The organism is Halobacillus sp. KGW1, from assembly GCF_001592845.1.
Taxonomy (GTDB): Bacteria; Bacillota; Bacilli; order Bacillales; family Halobacillaceae; genus Halobacillus.
The window spans coordinates 895634-911142 of sequence record NZ_LSOC01000002.1; the positions used below are offsets into that span (position 1 = coordinate 895634).

Below are 15509 nucleotides of genomic sequence, written 5' to 3' on the forward strand. Positions count from 1 at the left end.
TGCAAGGGAGTCCCCTTACACCTTTCATTATTCTTTGCCCGGCTTGTCTGCCTTCTGCTGTTCTCCGTCAGAAAGAATATCCCCTGCCGCTTTCTTAAATTCCCTCAGGGACGAGCCGAAAGCTCTTCCTATCTCAGGAAGTTTAGAAGGGCCGAAAACGACGAGAGCAAGCACAAGGATCAAGATAAGCCCTGGTATCCCTATATTAGAAAACAAGACAATTCCTCCATCCATTAGACAAAGAGACAGGACCTTTATTTCCCTGTCTTATCGTCTTTGCTCTCCTCTGTAAGCTCCCGTGTAGACTTCTTGAATTCCTTCAATGTTTCCCCGGCAGCCTTTCCAATCTCAGGCAGTTTCTTCGGTCCAAAGATGACAAGTGCAATCGTAAGTATGAGGATCAATCCAGGTACACCTATGCTGGCCATACAGCTTCACCGCCCTCTCAGATAACTTGCATTCTTAGTTTAACCGTTTTCATAAGAAAAAGACAGAAGCGGGAAAAGAAACCGCTCTTTCTTTCATCATACCATGTTCTGGTAGAGATTGTCTCTATCTGCCGGTAAATTTCGAGAGCTCTTTCGCTTGTTCAAACTCATTCCATGTATTCATGTTAAAGAAGTGCCTGTTTAGTATTTCGGGTTTTAATGAGCTGAAATCAGATACTTTTGTATAACCAGTCGTTTCCAGCAGTCCTCTCACGGATCTTCCGCCTTGATGAAGATAGCGGTCAAGTGTATCAAGCATCGTCCTTGGGTAAATGCCTGACATAGGCTGGAGGAGACCGTCAAAGGAAGGGATGACGGCCTTATCTTTTCTCTGCATAAGTAAATAAGTATAAACTTCGGGTTGAACAAAGGGCATGTCGGTTGCTGCTACGATGAACCAATCTTCTTCCCTTTCTTCCATAGCCGCATGGAGCCCGGACAGCGGCCCTGCATCATTCAGGTGGTCCATTACAGTCGGATACCCCGGGTAATCCCCTCGGTTCTGACTGATGACAACAATAGAAGTGAGCCGCTCCATTGTATCAATTACATGTGCAAGAACCGGACGATCTCCAAGGACGAGTGCAGACTTATCCGTCCCCATTCTCGTAGATTTACCACCGTTTAATACGAGTCCGCAAAGGCGGGTCATTTACTCCCTTCCTTTTTCTCGTATGTGCGGAAGTAATAATCATACGGATTCTTCTCGTCTTTCAACCCTTTCGTTTCAGCTACCAATTCCCAATCTTCCAACCGGAAAGCTGGAAAGTACGTATCCCCTTCAAAACTTTCATCGATATAGGTTAAATACATTCGATCCGCATGTGGAAGCATCTTTTCAAATAATACGGCTCCCCCGATGACAAACCATTCTTTATCAGGCTCGTCCCTTTCAAGCTTTAGGATATCTTCCATAGAGTGAATCACTGTGCAGCCGTCCCTGTCATAGTCCGGATTGCTGGTAATAACGATATGTTTACGCTCTGGAAGAGGCTTACCGAACGATTCAAACGTTTTACGTCCCATGATGATCGTCTTTCCCCATGTCATGTCTTTAAAAAATTTAAAATCGTTAGGTATATGCCAAGGAAGGTCGTTGTCCTTGCCGATTAAACGATTTTTATCCATTGCGAAAATGAAAGATATCATTTTTCCACATCCTTTATGTTTTTTAGACAGCTACAGGCGCTTTAATACCCGGGTGAGGCTCGTACCCTTCGATTGTAATATCTTCCATTTCAAAATCGAAGATGGATTTTTTATCCCGGTTCAGCTTCAATTGAGGGAAATCCTTCGGTGTGCGTGCAAGCTGTGTGTCGATCTGTTCTAAATGATTGCTGTAAATATGGGCATCTCCAAGCGTATGGATGAATTCCCCGACATCCAGTCCACATTCATGTGCAATCAGATGCGTAAGTAATGCGTAGCTCGCAATGTTAAAAGGAACGCCGAGGAAGATATCTCCGCTTCTTTGATACAGCTGACAGGAAAGCTTGCCATCTGCGACGTAGAATTGGAAAAGAGCATGGCATGGCGGCAGCGCCATATTGGATGGAACATCTTCCGGGTTCCAGGCTGTTACGATATGTCTTCTTGAATCCGGATTATGCTTAATTGCTGTTACGACATTTTTAAGCTGATCAATCGTATCTCCTCTTGACGTACGCCATTCCCTCCACTGTTTTCCATAAACAGATCCGAGGTCCCCGTAAGTTCTTGCGAATGCATCGTCTTCAAGAATACGATCCTTAAATGCTGCCATCTCTTTATCATAGCGTTCCTTGAAGGAATCATCCTCGAGACTCCGACGTCCGAAATCTGTCATATCAGGCCCTTGATAGGCATCACTTTCAATCCATTTCTGAAACGCCCATTCATTCCAAATATTGTTGTTATGCTTCAGCAGATACTGGATATTCGTATCGCCTTTAATGAACCAGAGCAATTCCGATGCAATCAAACGAAAGGGGATCCGTTTCGTTGTCAGCAGTGGAAACCCATCCTTCAAGTCAAACCGCATTTGATGACCGAAAACCGACTTTGTACCGGTCCCTGTCCGGTCCTGCTTTATCGTTCCTTCATTTTTCACCATTCTGCATAAATCTAGATAAGCCTGTTCATTCTTCACCATGTTGATTCTCCTTTTACTCTGAAGCTGTTTCCCTGTTGAATTGATTGATAAACTCTTCCATGAACTGATGCCGTCGATCTGCTTCCTCCCTGCCGGAGGGCGTATTCATTTTGTCTTTAAGAAGAAGCAGTTTCTCGTGAAAATGAGAAAAAGAGCTGCCCCCTTCTTTTCGATAAAGGGGTTGGTTCTTCGCGCCGCCGAACGCAAATGTTCGAGCAATCCCAATCGCACCAATGGCGTCGAGACGGTCCGCATCCTGCACGACTTTTCCTAATAGAGTGTCCGGAGTTTTCCCTTTTCGAAATGATACGGTCTCAATGGCATGATGGATATAAGTGATGTCTCTTTCCGAAAAATGAAGATTCCTCAACAGCTCATCCCGCTCTTTTATCGCCTCTTCCTTCGATGCAAACAGCTTGTCATCGCCAACGTCATGAAGCCACCCGGCCACCTCAGAAAGAAATGGGTCCGCGCCTTCCTTCACGGCAAGTAACCTCGACCACTCTGCGACCCTTTGCATATGATTATCATCGTGCCCTGTAACATCGTCATGGAAAAGCCGGAATACAAATGCTTTTATTTCTGTCAGTTTCTCCGCTTCCTTCAACAAAGATCCCCCTTAAAATCCGAATAGATCCATCTGCCTTGGATTGAGATCATGGTATTGAATCTTCAGCAGATCCTGCATTTCTTTTGCGTTATCTGCCGCATCTCCACCGGAATTATTATTAAAAAGCAGGGTGATCTCCGGTGTTTTTTTCTGCAGTTCTGTTATACGATCCGCCCACTCCTGCAGCTCTTCTGCGTTGTATCGGTATAAGAAACGAACTTTCCGCCAATCTTTCCGGCCGTTCTTGTTCCATCCATGAATATTTCGTCCATGGAAGCGTACCAGTGTTTTTTTGGGATGGGTGGGTACAAGCACTCGCGGGACAGAACCTTCCCCCGCCTGTGGTTCATCACAAATGGTATGAATCCACTCTTGATCTCTCATAAAATCCAATGTCTGTGCTTTATACCCCTCTTGGAACCAAGACCGGTTACGGAACTCCAGGGCCAAGGGGTATGATTCCATCCAGTCACGTATGTATCTCAATTTCCTTATGTTTTCTTTTCTGACATCAAACCAGGGAGGAAATTGGAACAAAAGGCAGTCGATCTGTCCTTTCTCCCACACTGGTTGAATGGACTCTTCGTACCGCTTCATTAAATCCCTGGCTTCCTGCACAGACCTGGATTCCCTGTCATGTCCGGTCAGCTGCTGAAAGGCCTTAATAACGAAGGAAAACGAATCGGGCGTCTCCTTCAGCCATTTCTCATACCTTTCTCTGGGCTGAATGGCATAAAAAGCCGTATCTACTTCCACCACCGGAAAGTGAGAACCATATTCCGCAAGCTTTTCTTCTGATCTGGTCTGTTCCGTATATAAAGCCGGATGGTCTCCCCAACCGGTTAAACCGATCTTCACGCCCACCCACCATACCTCCTTTACTCAAGCTTTCTTCACTTAAGACTATCGATATTGTACCAAAAAAGGACTCTTCCTGACTAGAAGAGTCCCGGTACTCCTTAAAACAAACCGGTGATGGTCCCGTTGTCCTTCACATCCATTTGAAGCGCTGCAGGGTTTTTAGGCAGCCCCGGCATTGTCATCACGTCACCTGTCAAAGCAACGAGAAATCCGGCACCCACAGAGGCATGAAATTCTTTCACATGAATCGAAAAGCCTTCCGGCCGGCCGAGCTTTTCCGGGTCATCCGTTAAAGAATACTGCGTTTTAGCCATGCAGACCGGCAAGTTCCCATATCCCAGTTCTTCCAGCTGGTTGATCTGCTTCTTCGCTTTGGATGACCATTCCACTTGATCGGCCCCGTACACGTTAACCGCAATCTTTCTCACCTTTTCTTCAATGCTGTCTTCTATATCATACATATACCTCATGGAACCCGTCTTTGCTGCCGACGCCGTTACAACTTTTTCTGCCAAGTCAATACCGCCTCTGCCCCCTTCTTGAAACACATTAACAAGAGAGACAACGGCTCCTTCATTCTCACACCAATCCACTAACGTATCTTTCTCCCGATCCGTATCTGTCGGAAATGCGTTGATGGCAATAACATAAGGAAGATTGAATTGTTCTATGGTCTCCATGTGCTTCTTCAAGTTCGCAACACCTCGTTTTAAAGCGGCGATATCTTCCGTCTCCAGCGCATCTTTTTTTACTCCACCATGCATTTTCAGAGCTCGGATTGTTGCGACTATGACGACAGCATCGGGTTCAAAACCACCGGCACGTGTTTTAATATTTAAGAATTTCTCTGCTCCGAGATCTGCACCGAATCCGGCTTCTGTAACTACATAGTCACCGAGTTTCGCCGCCAGTCGTGTGGCAATAACGCTGTTGCATCCGTGAGCAATATTGGCGAATGGTCCTCCATGGATAATGGCAGGCGTGTTCTCAAGCGTCTGGACGAGGTTTGGTTTTACAGCATCTTTCAAAAGAAGCGTCAACGCACCTTCAAAACCAAGGTCCTTCACATATACCGGCTGTTTATCGTATGTATAACCGACAACGATATTAGACAGACGCTGCTTTAGGTCTTTTAGATCTGTAGCGAGACAGAGGATTGCCATAATCTCAGACGCTACGGTAATCTGAAACCCATCTTCTCTCGGCACTCCTTTCACAGGACCTCCCAATCCTACTACGACTTGTCGAAGTGCACGGTCATTGATATCCAGGACGCGCTTCCATTCTATTCTCCGCGGGTCAAGGTTGCACGCATTCCCTTGATGGATATGGTTATCAATGAATGCTGCCAAAGCATTGTTCGCGGCCGTAATGGCGTGGATGTCTCCTGTGAAATGCAGGTTGATGTCATCCATCGGAACGACTTGAGAATATCCTCCGCCGGCTGCACCACCTTTTATTCCCATAGTCGGACCAAGGGAGGGCTCCCTTAAAGCGATGACGGTCTTTTTGTTGATTTGGTTCAGCGCCTGACCAAGACCGACAGTCACGGTGGATTTCCCTTCTCCTGCCGGGGTTGGATTAATGGAAGTCGTAAGTATGATCTTTCCATTTGGACGATCAGACAATTTATCGAGCAGGCGGTCGGATAATTTTGCTTTATAATGACCATAAGGCTCCCAATCTTCCTTACCTAAGGACAGTTGATCAATGATTTCATTAATCGGTCTCATCTTTGCTTCCCTTGCGATTTCTATATCTGTTTTCATGATGTCCTTCATCCTTTCCAATAAACGGTTTCGACCTTATTGTACCCCACTATCTACTATAGAAATAGGGAAGTGCTGAAACCTCTTATTCTTCACCCTTCATATAGTCTGAATATTGACGCTTTTAAGCGGATAAGATATATTGAAATCAAGCAAATATACTGAGCGTAATCACAAAAGCAAGGTAGCTCCCATAGAAATGCTTGGCGTTTTATTATTCCCTTGCCGTCTATGTTTTTTTCGTTTGGATATTTGTAATTCCCACGTTTTACGTGCAAGTTACAGGAGGAAGAAGCCTATGCAAAACGGAACAGTGAAATGGTTCAATGCTGAGAAGGGCTACGGTTTCATACAGGTAGAAGGCGGCAGCGATGTATTCGTTCACTTCTCCGCCATCCAGGAGGAAGGATTCAAATCATTGGAAGAAGGACAGGCGGTCACATTTGAAATCGTTGAAGGCGATCGCGGCCCACAAGCTGCCAACGTCGTGAAAGCATAAACAGAGCAGCCGAAAAAGGCAACCGCTGACGGTTGCCTTTTTCAGCTGCTTTCTAAAACTTTACATATTGCATTGTCTACCAATCCATCGTATAATTTAGGGCTGTTGGTCTATTACCGCGGTTCGAAACCTCCCGCGATACCAAAACTAAGGAGGAACTAAAATGAGTAACGAATGGATTTGGATAGGCTTTGCCCTTATTAATTTCCTACTATTGATATCTATGTACCGTCTGTTCGGTAAACCCGGGTTGTTCGTATGGATCGGGATGTCAACGGTACTTGCAAATATCCAGGTCGTCAAAACCATCGAACTTTTCGGGCTGAACGCAACGCTCGGGAACATTGTCTATGGGACTGCTTTTCTGGCGACGGATATATTGAATGAAAAATACGGAAGGAAAGACGCACAAAAAGCGGTTTGGATGGGATTCTCCACCCTGATCATCATGACGATGATCATGCAGACAGCACTGCTGTTTGCACCCGGGGAAAATGATATGGCCCAGCCGGCTTTGGAGACGTTATTCGGTATTGTACCTAGAATAGCAATAGGAAGCCTTGCCGCCTATATTGTCAGCCAGTATTTTGACGTTTGGCTTTACTCCAGATTGAAAAAGCTGTTTCCAGCCGATCGTCATCTATGGATCCGCAACAATGGAAGTACGATGATCAGTCAGCTGCTTGATACAGCAATCTTCTGTACCATCGCGTTTTACGGACTGTATCCAGGCGGAATTTTCTTGGAAATCTTCCTGACGACCTATATAATTAAATTTGCAGTGGCGGCGCTTGATACCCCGTTCTTCTATTGGGCTAAGAAGATCAAACCTTCAGAATAGGAGATGTTGCAATGATCGAAGCCTACACAGATGCAGCTTCCGGCGGTGATCCCGGACCGAGTGCCGCAGGGGTTGTTATCAAGAAAAAGAACCAAGTGTACGAGTTTCCTAAATATCTTGGGACTTGGTCCAATCATGAAGCTGAGTTTTTAGCTATCATCCATGCATTAGAAGTATGTGTACACCATTTCCCGGATGAAATCATTTCCATCCGGTCTGATTCTAAGACAGCCGTCGAGACGATTGAGAAGAACTTTACAAAAAACGGTAAGTTTCTTCCGCTCCTTGAACGGATACAAACCCTTCAGGCGTCCTTTCCTTTTGTATTTTATAAGTGGATTCCTGAGAAACAGAATAGAAACGCCGATCGGGTGGCTAAGCAATGCCTGATCCAACATGAGAGTCTGGACCATTAAGGTCAGACTCTTTTTTTTGCAGCTGACCCGCCGACGGAGAGCCGCTGATCAATGTGCCTGTAGGCGTGACGCTTTGTACGGATGGACGGGGCAGCAATTAATTCTAAAATACTGATATAAAAGCTTGGATCGAAATTTTGTTGGACTTTCAGAGTGGTACGTACAGCTATGATCGTCTTCCACTCGGAGGCATTGGTGGAATTCTTTCCAAAATAAATGAAGCGTACGTCTTCATCACTCAATTTGAAGCCCTTCGACCATAGATCTTCTAAGAAATAAGCGAGTGCATGCTTCTTCTCCATAATTCGCTCCTTTTCTTCCTGGAAATCACTATCCTTTGTATTCGTTCGACAATTTCTCTTTTCTTTCTACCAATCATAACAAAAAATAAAAGCCAAGTGGGAATCACCTGGCTGAAATAATTTGATCCTATTCATCTTTTTTATGATTAGATGCAGGCGGTATGGGCCGACCCTTCCACCCAGCCAATACCGACCGTGCGGGCTGAAAACCAATTTCCGATAATAAGGAACACCATCCCACTTCGCACCTTCCTCATTGAAAGTGTTTTCCTTAGTGGGTTAGAAATACAGTGGATCCAATGCCTGGCTGTAATAGTTACACACGCTCCCGTAGAGCCCTTTCTTCCGCGGGAATCCTCACCTGTAAAACAAGCAGGTGGAGAAATGGAAATACGAAAGCTGTTACATACGCTTGAAAAAGGACGGGAATGACGAGCAGTTCAAAAAAGACAATCACGTAATTCGGGTGTTTGATGTACCTGTACAGACCTCTGTTAATTGGTTCTTCGTCCGGCAGTACGATAATTCTGGTGTTCCACCTCTTTCCGAGCGTCCCTATACACCAAATCCGGAGCGCTTGTAAGACGATGAACGACAAAAGTGCTGTAAAGAACAGCGGTCCCGGCTCTGGAGCAGGGGTAAGGAGAAAATCTCCAAGCAGGGAAAGAAAGAATAACGTATGAAGAATCAGAAATAAAAAGTAATGACCCTTCCCCCATTCTTTGGCTCCCCGTTCCATCATCCACTCCTTGTTCCGGTCCGCTATTTGAAGCTCTGCCAATCGCTGAACGACTAAGAAGATAAGAATCAACCATAGAAGCAGTTCCATCTTACACCCACTCCAAACTGACGATTTCCGAACTGAATCCAGGTCCAAGGGAAGCCATAAGGGACTTCACTCCCTTATGCGGTCGATCCTGCAGAACCCGGTCTAGGACGAAGTGAACGGTCGGGGACGACATGTTCCCATGTCGGGCAAGGACTTCAGAAGAATGGCGTAAAACGCTTGGATCCAATCCGAAAATCTCTTGATAGCTCTCCAGAACTTTTCTTCCGCCGGGATGCGCAATCAAAAATGGCAGCTCCTCCACTCTCCAACCGTTCCGATCCAATACTTCCTTTGCATGTCCACTCCAAAAATCTCTAACCAATTTCGGAATGCTTTTATTAAAAATAACTTCAAATCCGGTATCTACAATACGCCAGCCCATCACATCCGTACTATGCTTCTTCGTCTTTGAATCGAATCCGGTTATCTTTGGAACAGAACCTCTCCTCTTCTCATTTAATGTTGAAGCGTCCCCGGTCAAGAGAACCGCAGAAGCTCCATCACCAAAAAGTGCGGTGCCTACGAAGTTGCTCACCCGAGGGTCTTTCCTTTGAAAAGTAAGGCTGCAAAGCTCCACACAAATAACAAGGACGTTCCCTTCCGGGTTACCAAGCAGCCATTCGTACGCCTTCCCCACCCCGCTCGTCCCTCCTGCACAGCCGAGGCCGAACAGCGGAGTCCGCTTTACATTTTCCCTCATCCCCATTTCGTTCATGATATAGGTATCGAGCGTCGGCGTTGCTATCCCCGTTGAAGAAACGAATAAGATATGGTCAATCTCCGAGGGAATTACCTTATCCTTCAACAATTCCTTGTTATTCAGACACTTCTCAACCGCACCGATCGAATAACGGAGTGCTTTATCCTGGTATATCTCGTTCCTTTCCTTTAATCCATGCGAGGTACGGAACCAATCGAGAGGCTGAGAAAATTGCCGCTCGGAAATATGAGCGTTCTCAAAAATAGGAAGCAATCGTTTCTTCTCATGGGGTTTCAATGGGAAAAGGTCATCGATCATATCCTGTACCGTACTCTGTTTGGCGGAGTAATCCGCTTCCTGAATACCACTTGTTAGTATGTAAGGCATGTTCTTCCGCCTCCTTTTTTCCTTATCATCTGCAAAAAGGAGAAAAATATTCCATTATTCTTCATTCCTGCGTAAAACTAAGAAAGACCCACCTCTAAAAGCAAAAAATAAATATTAGAATAATCAGTATAGTTTAACATTTTAGCAAATTCTTTACATTTTACTCCGTCTCCCTTAAAATGGAATTTGCTATACATATAGAAAGGGGTAGGTCACATGAAGAAATGGTTATTGGCTTTGGGCTTGACCAGTGCCATCGTCGTTGCAGGCTGCAGCTCGGACGACGAATCGGCAGAAGAAAACACGGATCAGACAGAACAAACAGATGAGAAATCCGGCGATGAACAAGACGCTAAAAAAGCCGTCATCGATGCGCAGATGAACATGAAGGACACGTTCCATCCTTATCAAGAAAAGATCACCGCTTATCAAACAGCAGCATCCGCGGAAGAACCGGATGCCGAAGCAGTGAAAGCTGCCGGTGAAGAAGCAAAAACAGCGGCTGATGAAGCAGCTGAGGCCGCTACTGGTTTTGAAGTAGAAGCGGATGTATCCGATGAGGTGAAGACACAGATTGAAGAAGCTGTTCCATCCCTGCAAGCGTACTACGAAGAAGTATCCAAGGCTCTCGATGAGAGCATCGAAGAAGCAGACTTCACAGCAGCCGATGAAAAAGCAGCAGAATTCAATGAAAAGATCGGAAAAGTATTTGAAGATGCTGGACTTGCAGCACCTGATATGATGAAAGAACTTTCCTAAAAACACACCCCCTGGTGCATCTGAGCACCAGGGGGTTTTTATTCAAAATTGATATATATGTTTATATTTGGTTTCGAGATAACGGAGCAGGTAGTCCGGATTAAGTCCTTCTCCTGTGACTTCCGTCAAAATTTCCAGCGGTTTTTTCATTTTTCCATGCCGGTGGATCTTTTCCTTCAGCCATTCCTTAATTATTCGAAAATCGCCTTCCCGAACAGCTTTGTCAACGTCGATTTCTTCTCTCATTTGCGCATCGAATTGAGCAGCGTACATATACCCAAGTGCATAGGATGGGAAATAACCAAAATCACCGCCGGACCAGTGAATATCCTGAAGGACTCCTTCCGCATCTGTATCCGGTCTTACACCGAGGTACTCTTCCATTTTGTCATTCCAGCGCGAAGGGAGATCTTTCGCATCCATATCACCGGCGATAAGGGCTTTTTCCAGCTCATAACGAATCATAATATGAAGGCAGTAAGTCAGTTCATCCGCTTCAATTCGGATAAGCGATGGTTTCACTTCGTTGACGGCAGCAAAGAACGAGTTAAGGGAAAGTTCGCGGAAATTATCCGGGGCATACGTTTGAAATAGCGGATAGTGATTTTCCCAGAACTGTTCACTGCGGGCGATGAAATTCTCCCAAAACAATGATTGAGATTCATGGATCCCCATGGACGTGCCTGTAGCAAGGGGTGTGAAAGATAGATCCTCAGATATATTTTGCTCATAAAGGGCGTGTCCGCCTTCATGGATTGTTCCGAAAACAGCCGTTCGGAAGTCGCTCTCATCGTACTTGGTCGTTACCCGTACGTCGTTCACGTTCAATCCGATGGCGAAAGGGTGAACGGTCTCATCCAAGCGTCCTGCATCGAAATCATAACCCATCCGCTTCAAAATTTCTTTACTGAACGCCGTTTGTTGATCTTTAGGAAAATGCCCTTTCAATACAGAAGGATCAGGTTGGGCCGGAGCTTCTTTCACACGACCGAGCAGTTCTGTCAACGCTTTTCTTACCTTTGGAAATACTTGATCCAGCAGTTCCACTGTCACTCCGGGTTCATAATTGTTCAACAACGCGTTATAACGATGTCCATCATAACCCCAATAGTCAGCGAAGGTACGATTGAATTCTACGAGCTTCTCTAAGTACGGGAGAAAACCTGCAAAGTCATTCTGCGCTTTTGCTTCGGACCACTTTGATTCTGCCTTTGACTGCAGGGTGACGTAAGCCCGATACTCATCTGTTGGAATTTTAGCTGTTTTATTATACGTTTCCTCCGCCTCTTCCAGGCATTTGATCACCACAGGGTCTGAAACATTCCCTTTAAGCTTATCGATGCAGTTCCGCATTGCTTCGGAGGTTTGAATTTCATGGACTTTCTGCGCTAGAACACCGAGGACTTCCGAGCGGTTATCCATCGCTTTTTTCGGTGCTTTTGTCCGCATATCCCATGCAATTAAACCAATCGTTTCCCCGTAGGAAGTTTGTTCCCTTAATAAATCCATGAACTCATTCACTGTTTCCTTCATCCCGCGACCTCTCCTTTATCGATTTCTTTTACCGAAATACTGATAATAGTCCGTCTTGATGAATCCGTTAAAAAGCTTCCGTCTCTTTGTAGCCGGCTTTCCATAAAGCTTTTCAAAACCTTCATGGGAAGTAAGGATGTACACGCTCCATGATGGATGATCACGCATGATCGAACCGAGATCCCGGTACATCTGTTCTACCTGCTCCTTCTCTCCCATCCGTTCTCCATAAGGAGGGTTGGAGACAATATACCCATCTTCCTGCTTAGGAGAGAGATCACTCATCTGCATTTGTTTCCACGTGATTAGATCACCCAGTCCTGCCTCCATTGCATTCTCTTTGGCGATATCTATCATCTTCGGATCGATATCGGAGCCTGTAATGGAAAGGGGTTGATCGTAGTTCGCCGCTTCTTCAGCTTCCTGAAAAGCATCATCCCATGCTTTCTGCGGGATAAAGTCCCATCCTTCAGAAGCGAATTCCCTGTTGAAGCCAGGTGCGATATTCTGCCCGATCAGCGCCGCTTCAATGGCAATCGTACCTGAACCACAGAAAGGATCTACAAAGGGTTTATCCGGGTGCCAGTTAGTAATTTGAACGAGAGCAGCAGCAAGGGTCTCTTTAAGGGGAGCTTCCCCCTGACCTGCTCGATAACCGCGTTTATGCAGCCCACTCCCGGAGGTGTCCAATGTGAGAAGAACCTCATCTTTATGAATAGCGACCTCCGTCCGGTAAAAGGCACCCGTTTCCTTCATCCAAGAAGAAACTCCATGCCTTTGTTTTAAACGGTCGACCATTGCTTTCTTAACGATCGATTGACAGTCCGGAACACTGTAGAGCTTGGACTTGACGGATTTACCTATGACAGGAAATTCTCCGTCTTCCGGTATGAATTGTTCCCATGGCAATGCTTTCGTCTGTTCGAACAAATCATCGAATGTAGTTGCTTTGAATCTCCCAACAAGAAGCTTGACACGATCAGCTGTACGAAGCCATAGGTTCGCACGTGGGATTGCGCTTACATCCGCTTCGAAAATAACGCGTCCGTTCTCCACCGTTACTTCGTCATATCCGAGATCCTTTACTTCTTTTGCTACAATTGCTTCCAAACCCATGGCTGCAGTTGCAATCAGTGTGATGTTCTTTTGCAAGTGATTACCTCCTTTAGTTATGTATAAACAGTAAAAAACCCTCCTAAAAAGCAGCGGCTTTTCAGAAGGGTGTATTGTCATCATAAAGCGACCTTTGAATACTCTGTAAGCCATGTTCTGTTCCATAGTACTGCAGACGGTGGTCAACCTCGTACTCCGGTGGCAATCATCTATCTGCCGTCTTACAACGACCTCTCCTTCCGTTTGATTCCTTCCAGAGAGTGCCCCTACCTATATTTGGGTTGCTCGCTCGCGGGGTTTACCTCGTTCCACCCGGCGTATTTCTACGACGGCTCCGTCACTGTGGCACTTTCAAGGTATTCCTTCCTTATCCGAAGACTTAGGAAGTTTCCCTGCCGTTAGTTCAAAAAGAACTACCTTGACTTATGGTTTCGTCAAGCACGAACACTACAGACATTTCAGCCTGTGCGAGCATGGACTTTCCTCTGCATGTAGGACATGCAGCGATTACCCGAGTATTCAAATGTTTGGTTGTGACGTACATAAGTGACGCACTTGACAAAGTATAGCAGATATTACTCTGTTTGTCATTGGTAATCTTGCATCAATCTGCGTATTTGTTGCCAAAAACCGCTTTTTCCAAATTGGAAACTCGTTTCAAAATATCATAGTTGACTTGGTGATTACCTGTATTGCTTTGTCTTTGGCGGGGCGCCTGTTCTCTTGATGAGAGCTTCTTCAAGCGTTCGTTTTCCTGTTGTAGACGCTCAATTTCCTGTTGAAATCGATCGTAATCCTGAATGATAAGGTCCAAATACTCATCGACCTCTTCCTGGTTGTACCCCCGCATGGAGGTCTTGAAATCTTTCTCCAGTATGGCCTTGCCTGTCAAGTGATATTCTTCTGAATTCATTATCATTTCACCTCTGTTCAGCACATTATATATATTTTTTCAAAAGGTTGGCCAAATGTCAATTTGACTTTATGGAAAGTTTCATTGATTCCAGTAATCCGGATCGCTCATACGCCTTTCCTCCACCGTTTCTTCAAGGTCCAGGGGAGTAATGTAAAGAATTTGATAATCTTTTGTTTCTTTATACTTTTCCGCCGTTTTAAGGAAATAATCAGGACTCCCCTTCGTATCTTCATCGTAAAGAACGAGGCAGCCGTCCGAGTGCTCAACCAGAAACTGGTCTCTGGCACGGAACTGATATGGTCCGTCATATCCTTTCTGGTAGAGGGGGCGGAAGAAGTCTGCCAGCATCGTCACTTCTTCATACACTTGCTGAAGATCTTCCGGCCAGCGCTCCTGCTGATTTTCGAACGGCGGGAGGATTCCAAGCCTAATATCATAGCCCTCCTCCTTCAAATCCAGAACAACCTCTGCTGTCCACAGTTCCACACCCATTTGACCGGAGTGGATCACCCACTCCAGCCCCTCTTCCATATAGGCTAACAATCGTTTACGTATCGTTTCTTTCACAAATTCAATTTTATGGTCGTTGGCTTTAAATATACCAATTTCCATCGGTTTGTATCCTGTGACGACGACAGTCTTCATTATGTACCCTCCTGCATCCGTGTAACCTTTCTCTATTTTAATACGGATATTGGGAAAAATAAAACAAGCCCCGGGTCCCGAGGCTTATTTTATTCTGTTATTCCATTTCAGGACCCATCATCATCGGCATTTGGTTCATCATCGGCATTTGGCCCTGACCCATCATTTGCTGCGGCATTTGGCCCTGACCCATCATCGGCATTTGATTCATCATCGGCATTTGGCCTTCCTGACCCATCATCTGCTGAGGCATCATCGGCATCTGCCCTTGACCGCCCATAGGCATCTGCCCCATATCCTGGTTCATATACTCCATCCAGTTATAGTCTGGAGATGACCCTTGCGGATAAGCGAACTCTTGAGTTTGGAAACTGTTCTGTTCGGATACCATATAAGGGAAGTAATGGAAGTTATTTAACAAATGATGATTTTGGACAAGCACGTGAGTCGGATGAATATAATCCTGATTTTCTACGAAGTGGTTATCTACCACACACTGTTGAACGGGACATACGATAGGTCGACGGTTGCACGCAGGTTGAGCAGCAGGACCGCAACCGCAGGAACCTTGCATTGAATGATGCATACAGCTTTCACTCCTTGTTCTGTTATTCCTTATCAGCGTATGTCATCATTCCTGAGAACGTACTGGGCGATATCACCATCTATTCCTATTTTATGCTGTGTCCCTTCCTTTTTCCATACAAAAA

20 protein-coding genes and 1 other RNA gene are annotated in these 15509 nt (G+C 45.5%); 4 read left to right on the top strand and 17 right to left on the bottom strand.

The features are described from left to right. Window positions 1-27: 27 nt before the first annotated feature. From tatA to AXG56_RS05250, 8 genes are all read right to left on the bottom strand, one after another. Window positions 28-216 (bottom strand): twin-arginine translocase TatA/TatE family subunit, encoded by a 189-nt coding sequence (gene tatA, locus AXG56_RS05215; protein WP_008640498.1) that lies wholly within the window; start codon window positions 214-216, stop codon window positions 28-30. Window positions 217-254: 38 nt separating this feature from the next. Further along, entirely contained in the window at window positions 255-428 is a 174-nt protein-coding gene (locus tag AXG56_RS05220; RefSeq protein ID WP_062513489.1) for a twin-arginine translocase TatA/TatE family subunit, read from the bottom strand. Between the two features lie 124 nt (window positions 429-552). Beyond that, the gene (locus AXG56_RS05225) at window positions 553-1140 is read right to left on the bottom strand and encodes a molybdenum cofactor guanylyltransferase (protein WP_062513491.1); all 588 of its coding nucleotides are present in this window, start codon (window positions 1138-1140) and stop codon (window positions 553-555) included. After that, a complete protein-coding gene (locus AXG56_RS05230) occupies window positions 1137-1637 on the bottom strand; it encodes a dihydrofolate reductase (RefSeq protein WP_008640485.1) in 501 nt (166 codons plus the stop codon). Before AXG56_RS05230 ends, AXG56_RS05225 begins: the two co-directional genes overlap by 4 nt. Before the next feature lie 22 nt (window positions 1638-1659). Beyond that, complete coding sequence (locus AXG56_RS05235; protein WP_062513492.1) at window positions 1660-2619, bottom strand: thymidylate synthase; 960 nt, start codon at window positions 2617-2619, stop codon at window positions 1660-1662. 13 nt (window positions 2620-2632) lie between these two features. Continuing rightward, window positions 2633-3226, bottom strand: a complete 594-nt coding sequence (locus AXG56_RS05240) for an HD domain-containing protein (RefSeq protein WP_062513494.1) — start codon at window positions 3224-3226, stop codon at window positions 2633-2635. Between the two features lie 12 nt (window positions 3227-3238). Next, window positions 3239-4093 (bottom strand): DUF72 domain-containing protein, encoded by an 855-nt coding sequence (locus tag AXG56_RS05245; protein ID WP_062513495.1) that lies wholly within the window; start codon window positions 4091-4093, stop codon window positions 3239-3241. A 95-nt stretch (window positions 4094-4188) separates the two neighbouring features. Further along, window positions 4189-5859: a formate--tetrahydrofolate ligase gene (locus tag AXG56_RS05250; RefSeq protein WP_082794441.1), complete on the bottom strand. Its 1671-nt coding sequence runs from the start codon at window positions 5857-5859 to the stop codon at window positions 4189-4191. Between the two features lie 298 nt (window positions 5860-6157). On the opposite strand from AXG56_RS05250, the gene AXG56_RS05255 reads away from it, so the two are divergent. From AXG56_RS05255 to AXG56_RS05265, 3 genes are all read left to right on the top strand, one after another. Then, window positions 6158-6358, top strand: coding sequence for a cold-shock protein (locus AXG56_RS05255; protein WP_008640480.1), 201 nt, complete (start codon window positions 6158-6160; stop codon window positions 6356-6358). 163 nt (window positions 6359-6521) lie between these two features. Beyond that, window positions 6522-7199 carry a queuosine precursor transporter gene (locus tag AXG56_RS05260; RefSeq protein WP_008640569.1) on the top strand — a complete coding sequence of 226 codons (678 nt, stop codon included), beginning with the start codon at window positions 6522-6524 and terminating at the stop codon, window positions 7197-7199. 11 nt (window positions 7200-7210) lie between these two features. Further along, window positions 7211-7615 carry a ribonuclease HI family protein gene (locus tag AXG56_RS05265; RefSeq protein WP_008640571.1) on the top strand — a complete coding sequence of 135 codons (405 nt, stop codon included), beginning with the start codon at window positions 7211-7213 and terminating at the stop codon, window positions 7613-7615. Between the two features lie 2 nt (window positions 7616-7617). Here the strand turns inward: AXG56_RS05265 and AXG56_RS05270 are convergent, their stop codons facing one another. The 3 genes from AXG56_RS05270 to AXG56_RS05280 all read right to left on the bottom strand — a co-directional run bounded on the left by AXG56_RS05270 (window position 7618) and on the right by AXG56_RS05280 (window position 9833). Next, complete coding sequence (locus AXG56_RS05270) at window positions 7618-7917, bottom strand: DUF6123 family protein (RefSeq protein ID WP_008640573.1); 300 nt, start codon at window positions 7915-7917, stop codon at window positions 7618-7620. 316 nt (window positions 7918-8233) lie between these two features. Further along, window positions 8234-8746 carry an isoprenylcysteine carboxyl methyltransferase family protein gene (locus AXG56_RS05275; protein ID WP_008640575.1) on the bottom strand — a complete coding sequence of 171 codons (513 nt, stop codon included), beginning with the start codon at window positions 8744-8746 and terminating at the stop codon, window positions 8234-8236. Between the two features lies 1 nt (window position 8747). Further along, a complete protein-coding gene (locus tag AXG56_RS05280; protein WP_026577379.1) occupies window positions 8748-9833 on the bottom strand; it encodes a type III polyketide synthase in 1086 nt (361 codons plus the stop codon). 216 nt (window positions 9834-10049) lie between these two features. Here AXG56_RS05280 and AXG56_RS05285 point away from each other — a divergent pair, with 216 nt between their 5' ends. Then, window positions 10050-10592 carry a hypothetical protein gene (locus AXG56_RS05285; RefSeq protein ID WP_008640578.1) on the top strand — a complete coding sequence of 181 codons (543 nt, stop codon included), beginning with the start codon at window positions 10050-10052 and terminating at the stop codon, window positions 10590-10592. A 42-nt stretch (window positions 10593-10634) separates the two neighbouring features. Here the strand turns inward: AXG56_RS05285 and AXG56_RS05290 are convergent, their stop codons facing one another. The 6 genes from AXG56_RS05290 to AXG56_RS05315 all read right to left on the bottom strand — a co-directional run bounded on the left by AXG56_RS05290 (window position 10635) and on the right by AXG56_RS05315 (window position 15385). After that, window positions 10635-12125: a carboxypeptidase M32 gene (locus AXG56_RS05290; RefSeq protein WP_062513498.1), complete on the bottom strand. Its 1491-nt coding sequence runs from the start codon at window positions 12123-12125 to the stop codon at window positions 10635-10637. A gap of 15 nt (window positions 12126-12140) precedes the next feature. Further along, window positions 12141-13277, bottom strand: a complete 1137-nt coding sequence (locus AXG56_RS05295) for a class I SAM-dependent RNA methyltransferase (RefSeq protein WP_062513500.1) — start codon at window positions 13275-13277, stop codon at window positions 12141-12143. A gap of 101 nt (window positions 13278-13378) precedes the next feature. Next, window positions 13379-13757, bottom strand: an RNA gene (gene rnpB / locus AXG56_RS05300) — RNase P RNA component class B. 85 nt (window positions 13758-13842) lie between these two features. Next, window positions 13843-14151 (bottom strand): cell division regulator GpsB, encoded by a 309-nt coding sequence (gpsB, locus tag AXG56_RS05305; protein WP_008638483.1) that lies wholly within the window; start codon window positions 14149-14151, stop codon window positions 13843-13845. Window positions 14152-14232: 81 nt separating this feature from the next. Next, the gene (locus AXG56_RS05310; protein WP_008638484.1) at window positions 14233-14799 is read right to left on the bottom strand and encodes an SLOG family protein; all 567 of its coding nucleotides are present in this window, start codon (window positions 14797-14799) and stop codon (window positions 14233-14235) included. A gap of 97 nt (window positions 14800-14896) precedes the next feature. Then, complete coding sequence (locus tag AXG56_RS05315) at window positions 14897-15385, bottom strand: CotD family spore coat protein (protein ID WP_008638485.1); 489 nt, start codon at window positions 15383-15385, stop codon at window positions 14897-14899. Window positions 15386-15509: the final 124 nt, after the last annotated feature.

Bases quoted from the DNA above. Each gene is read 5' to 3' on its own strand.
- AXG56_RS05280 (WP_026577379.1), bottom strand. From the start codon at position 9,833: ATGCCTTACATACTAACAAGTGGTATTCAGGAAGCGGATTACTCCGCC.
- AXG56_RS05285 (WP_008640578.1), top strand. From the start codon at position 10,050: ATGAAGAAATGGTTATTGGCTTTGGGCTTGACCAGTGCCATCGTCGTT.
- AXG56_RS05260 (WP_008640569.1), top strand. From the start codon at position 6,522: ATGAGTAACGAATGGATTTGGATAGGCTTTGCCCTTATTAATTTCCTA.
- AXG56_RS05225 (WP_062513491.1), bottom strand. From the start codon at position 1,140: ATGACCCGCCTTTGCGGACTCGTATTAAACGGTGGTAAATCTACGAGA.
- AXG56_RS05235 (WP_062513492.1), bottom strand. From the start codon at position 2,619: ATGGTGAAGAATGAACAGGCTTATCTAGATTTATGCAGAATGGTGAAA.
- AXG56_RS05250 (WP_082794441.1), bottom strand. From the start codon at position 5,859: ATGAAAACAGATATAGAAATCGCAAGGGAAGCAAAGATGAGACCGATT.
- AXG56_RS05315 (WP_008638485.1), bottom strand. From the start codon at position 15,385: ATGCATCATTCAATGCAAGGTTCCTGCGGTTGCGGTCCTGCTGCTCAA.
- AXG56_RS05270 (WP_008640573.1), bottom strand. From the start codon at position 7,917: ATGGAGAAGAAGCATGCACTCGCTTATTTCTTAGAAGATCTATGGTCG.
- AXG56_RS05220 (WP_062513489.1), bottom strand. From the start codon at position 428: ATGGCCAGCATAGGTGTACCTGGATTGATCCTCATACTTACGATTGCA.
- AXG56_RS05290 (WP_062513498.1), bottom strand. From the start codon at position 12,125: ATGAAGGAAACAGTGAATGAGTTCATGGATTTATTAAGGGAACAAACT.
- AXG56_RS05310 (WP_008638484.1), bottom strand. From the start codon at position 14,799: ATGAAGACTGTCGTCGTCACAGGATACAAACCGATGGAAATTGGTATA.
- AXG56_RS05275 (WP_008640575.1), bottom strand. From the start codon at position 8,746: ATGGAACTGCTTCTATGGTTGATTCTTATCTTCTTAGTCGTTCAGCGA.
- AXG56_RS05255 (WP_008640480.1), top strand. From the start codon at position 6,158: ATGCAAAACGGAACAGTGAAATGGTTCAATGCTGAGAAGGGCTACGGT.
- AXG56_RS05230 (WP_008640485.1), bottom strand. From the start codon at position 1,637: ATGATATCTTTCATTTTCGCAATGGATAAAAATCGTTTAATCGGCAAG.
- AXG56_RS05265 (WP_008640571.1), top strand. From the start codon at position 7,211: ATGATCGAAGCCTACACAGATGCAGCTTCCGGCGGTGATCCCGGACCG.
- gpsB (WP_008638483.1), bottom strand. From the start codon at position 14,151: ATGAATTCAGAAGAATATCACTTGACAGGCAAGGCCATACTGGAGAAA.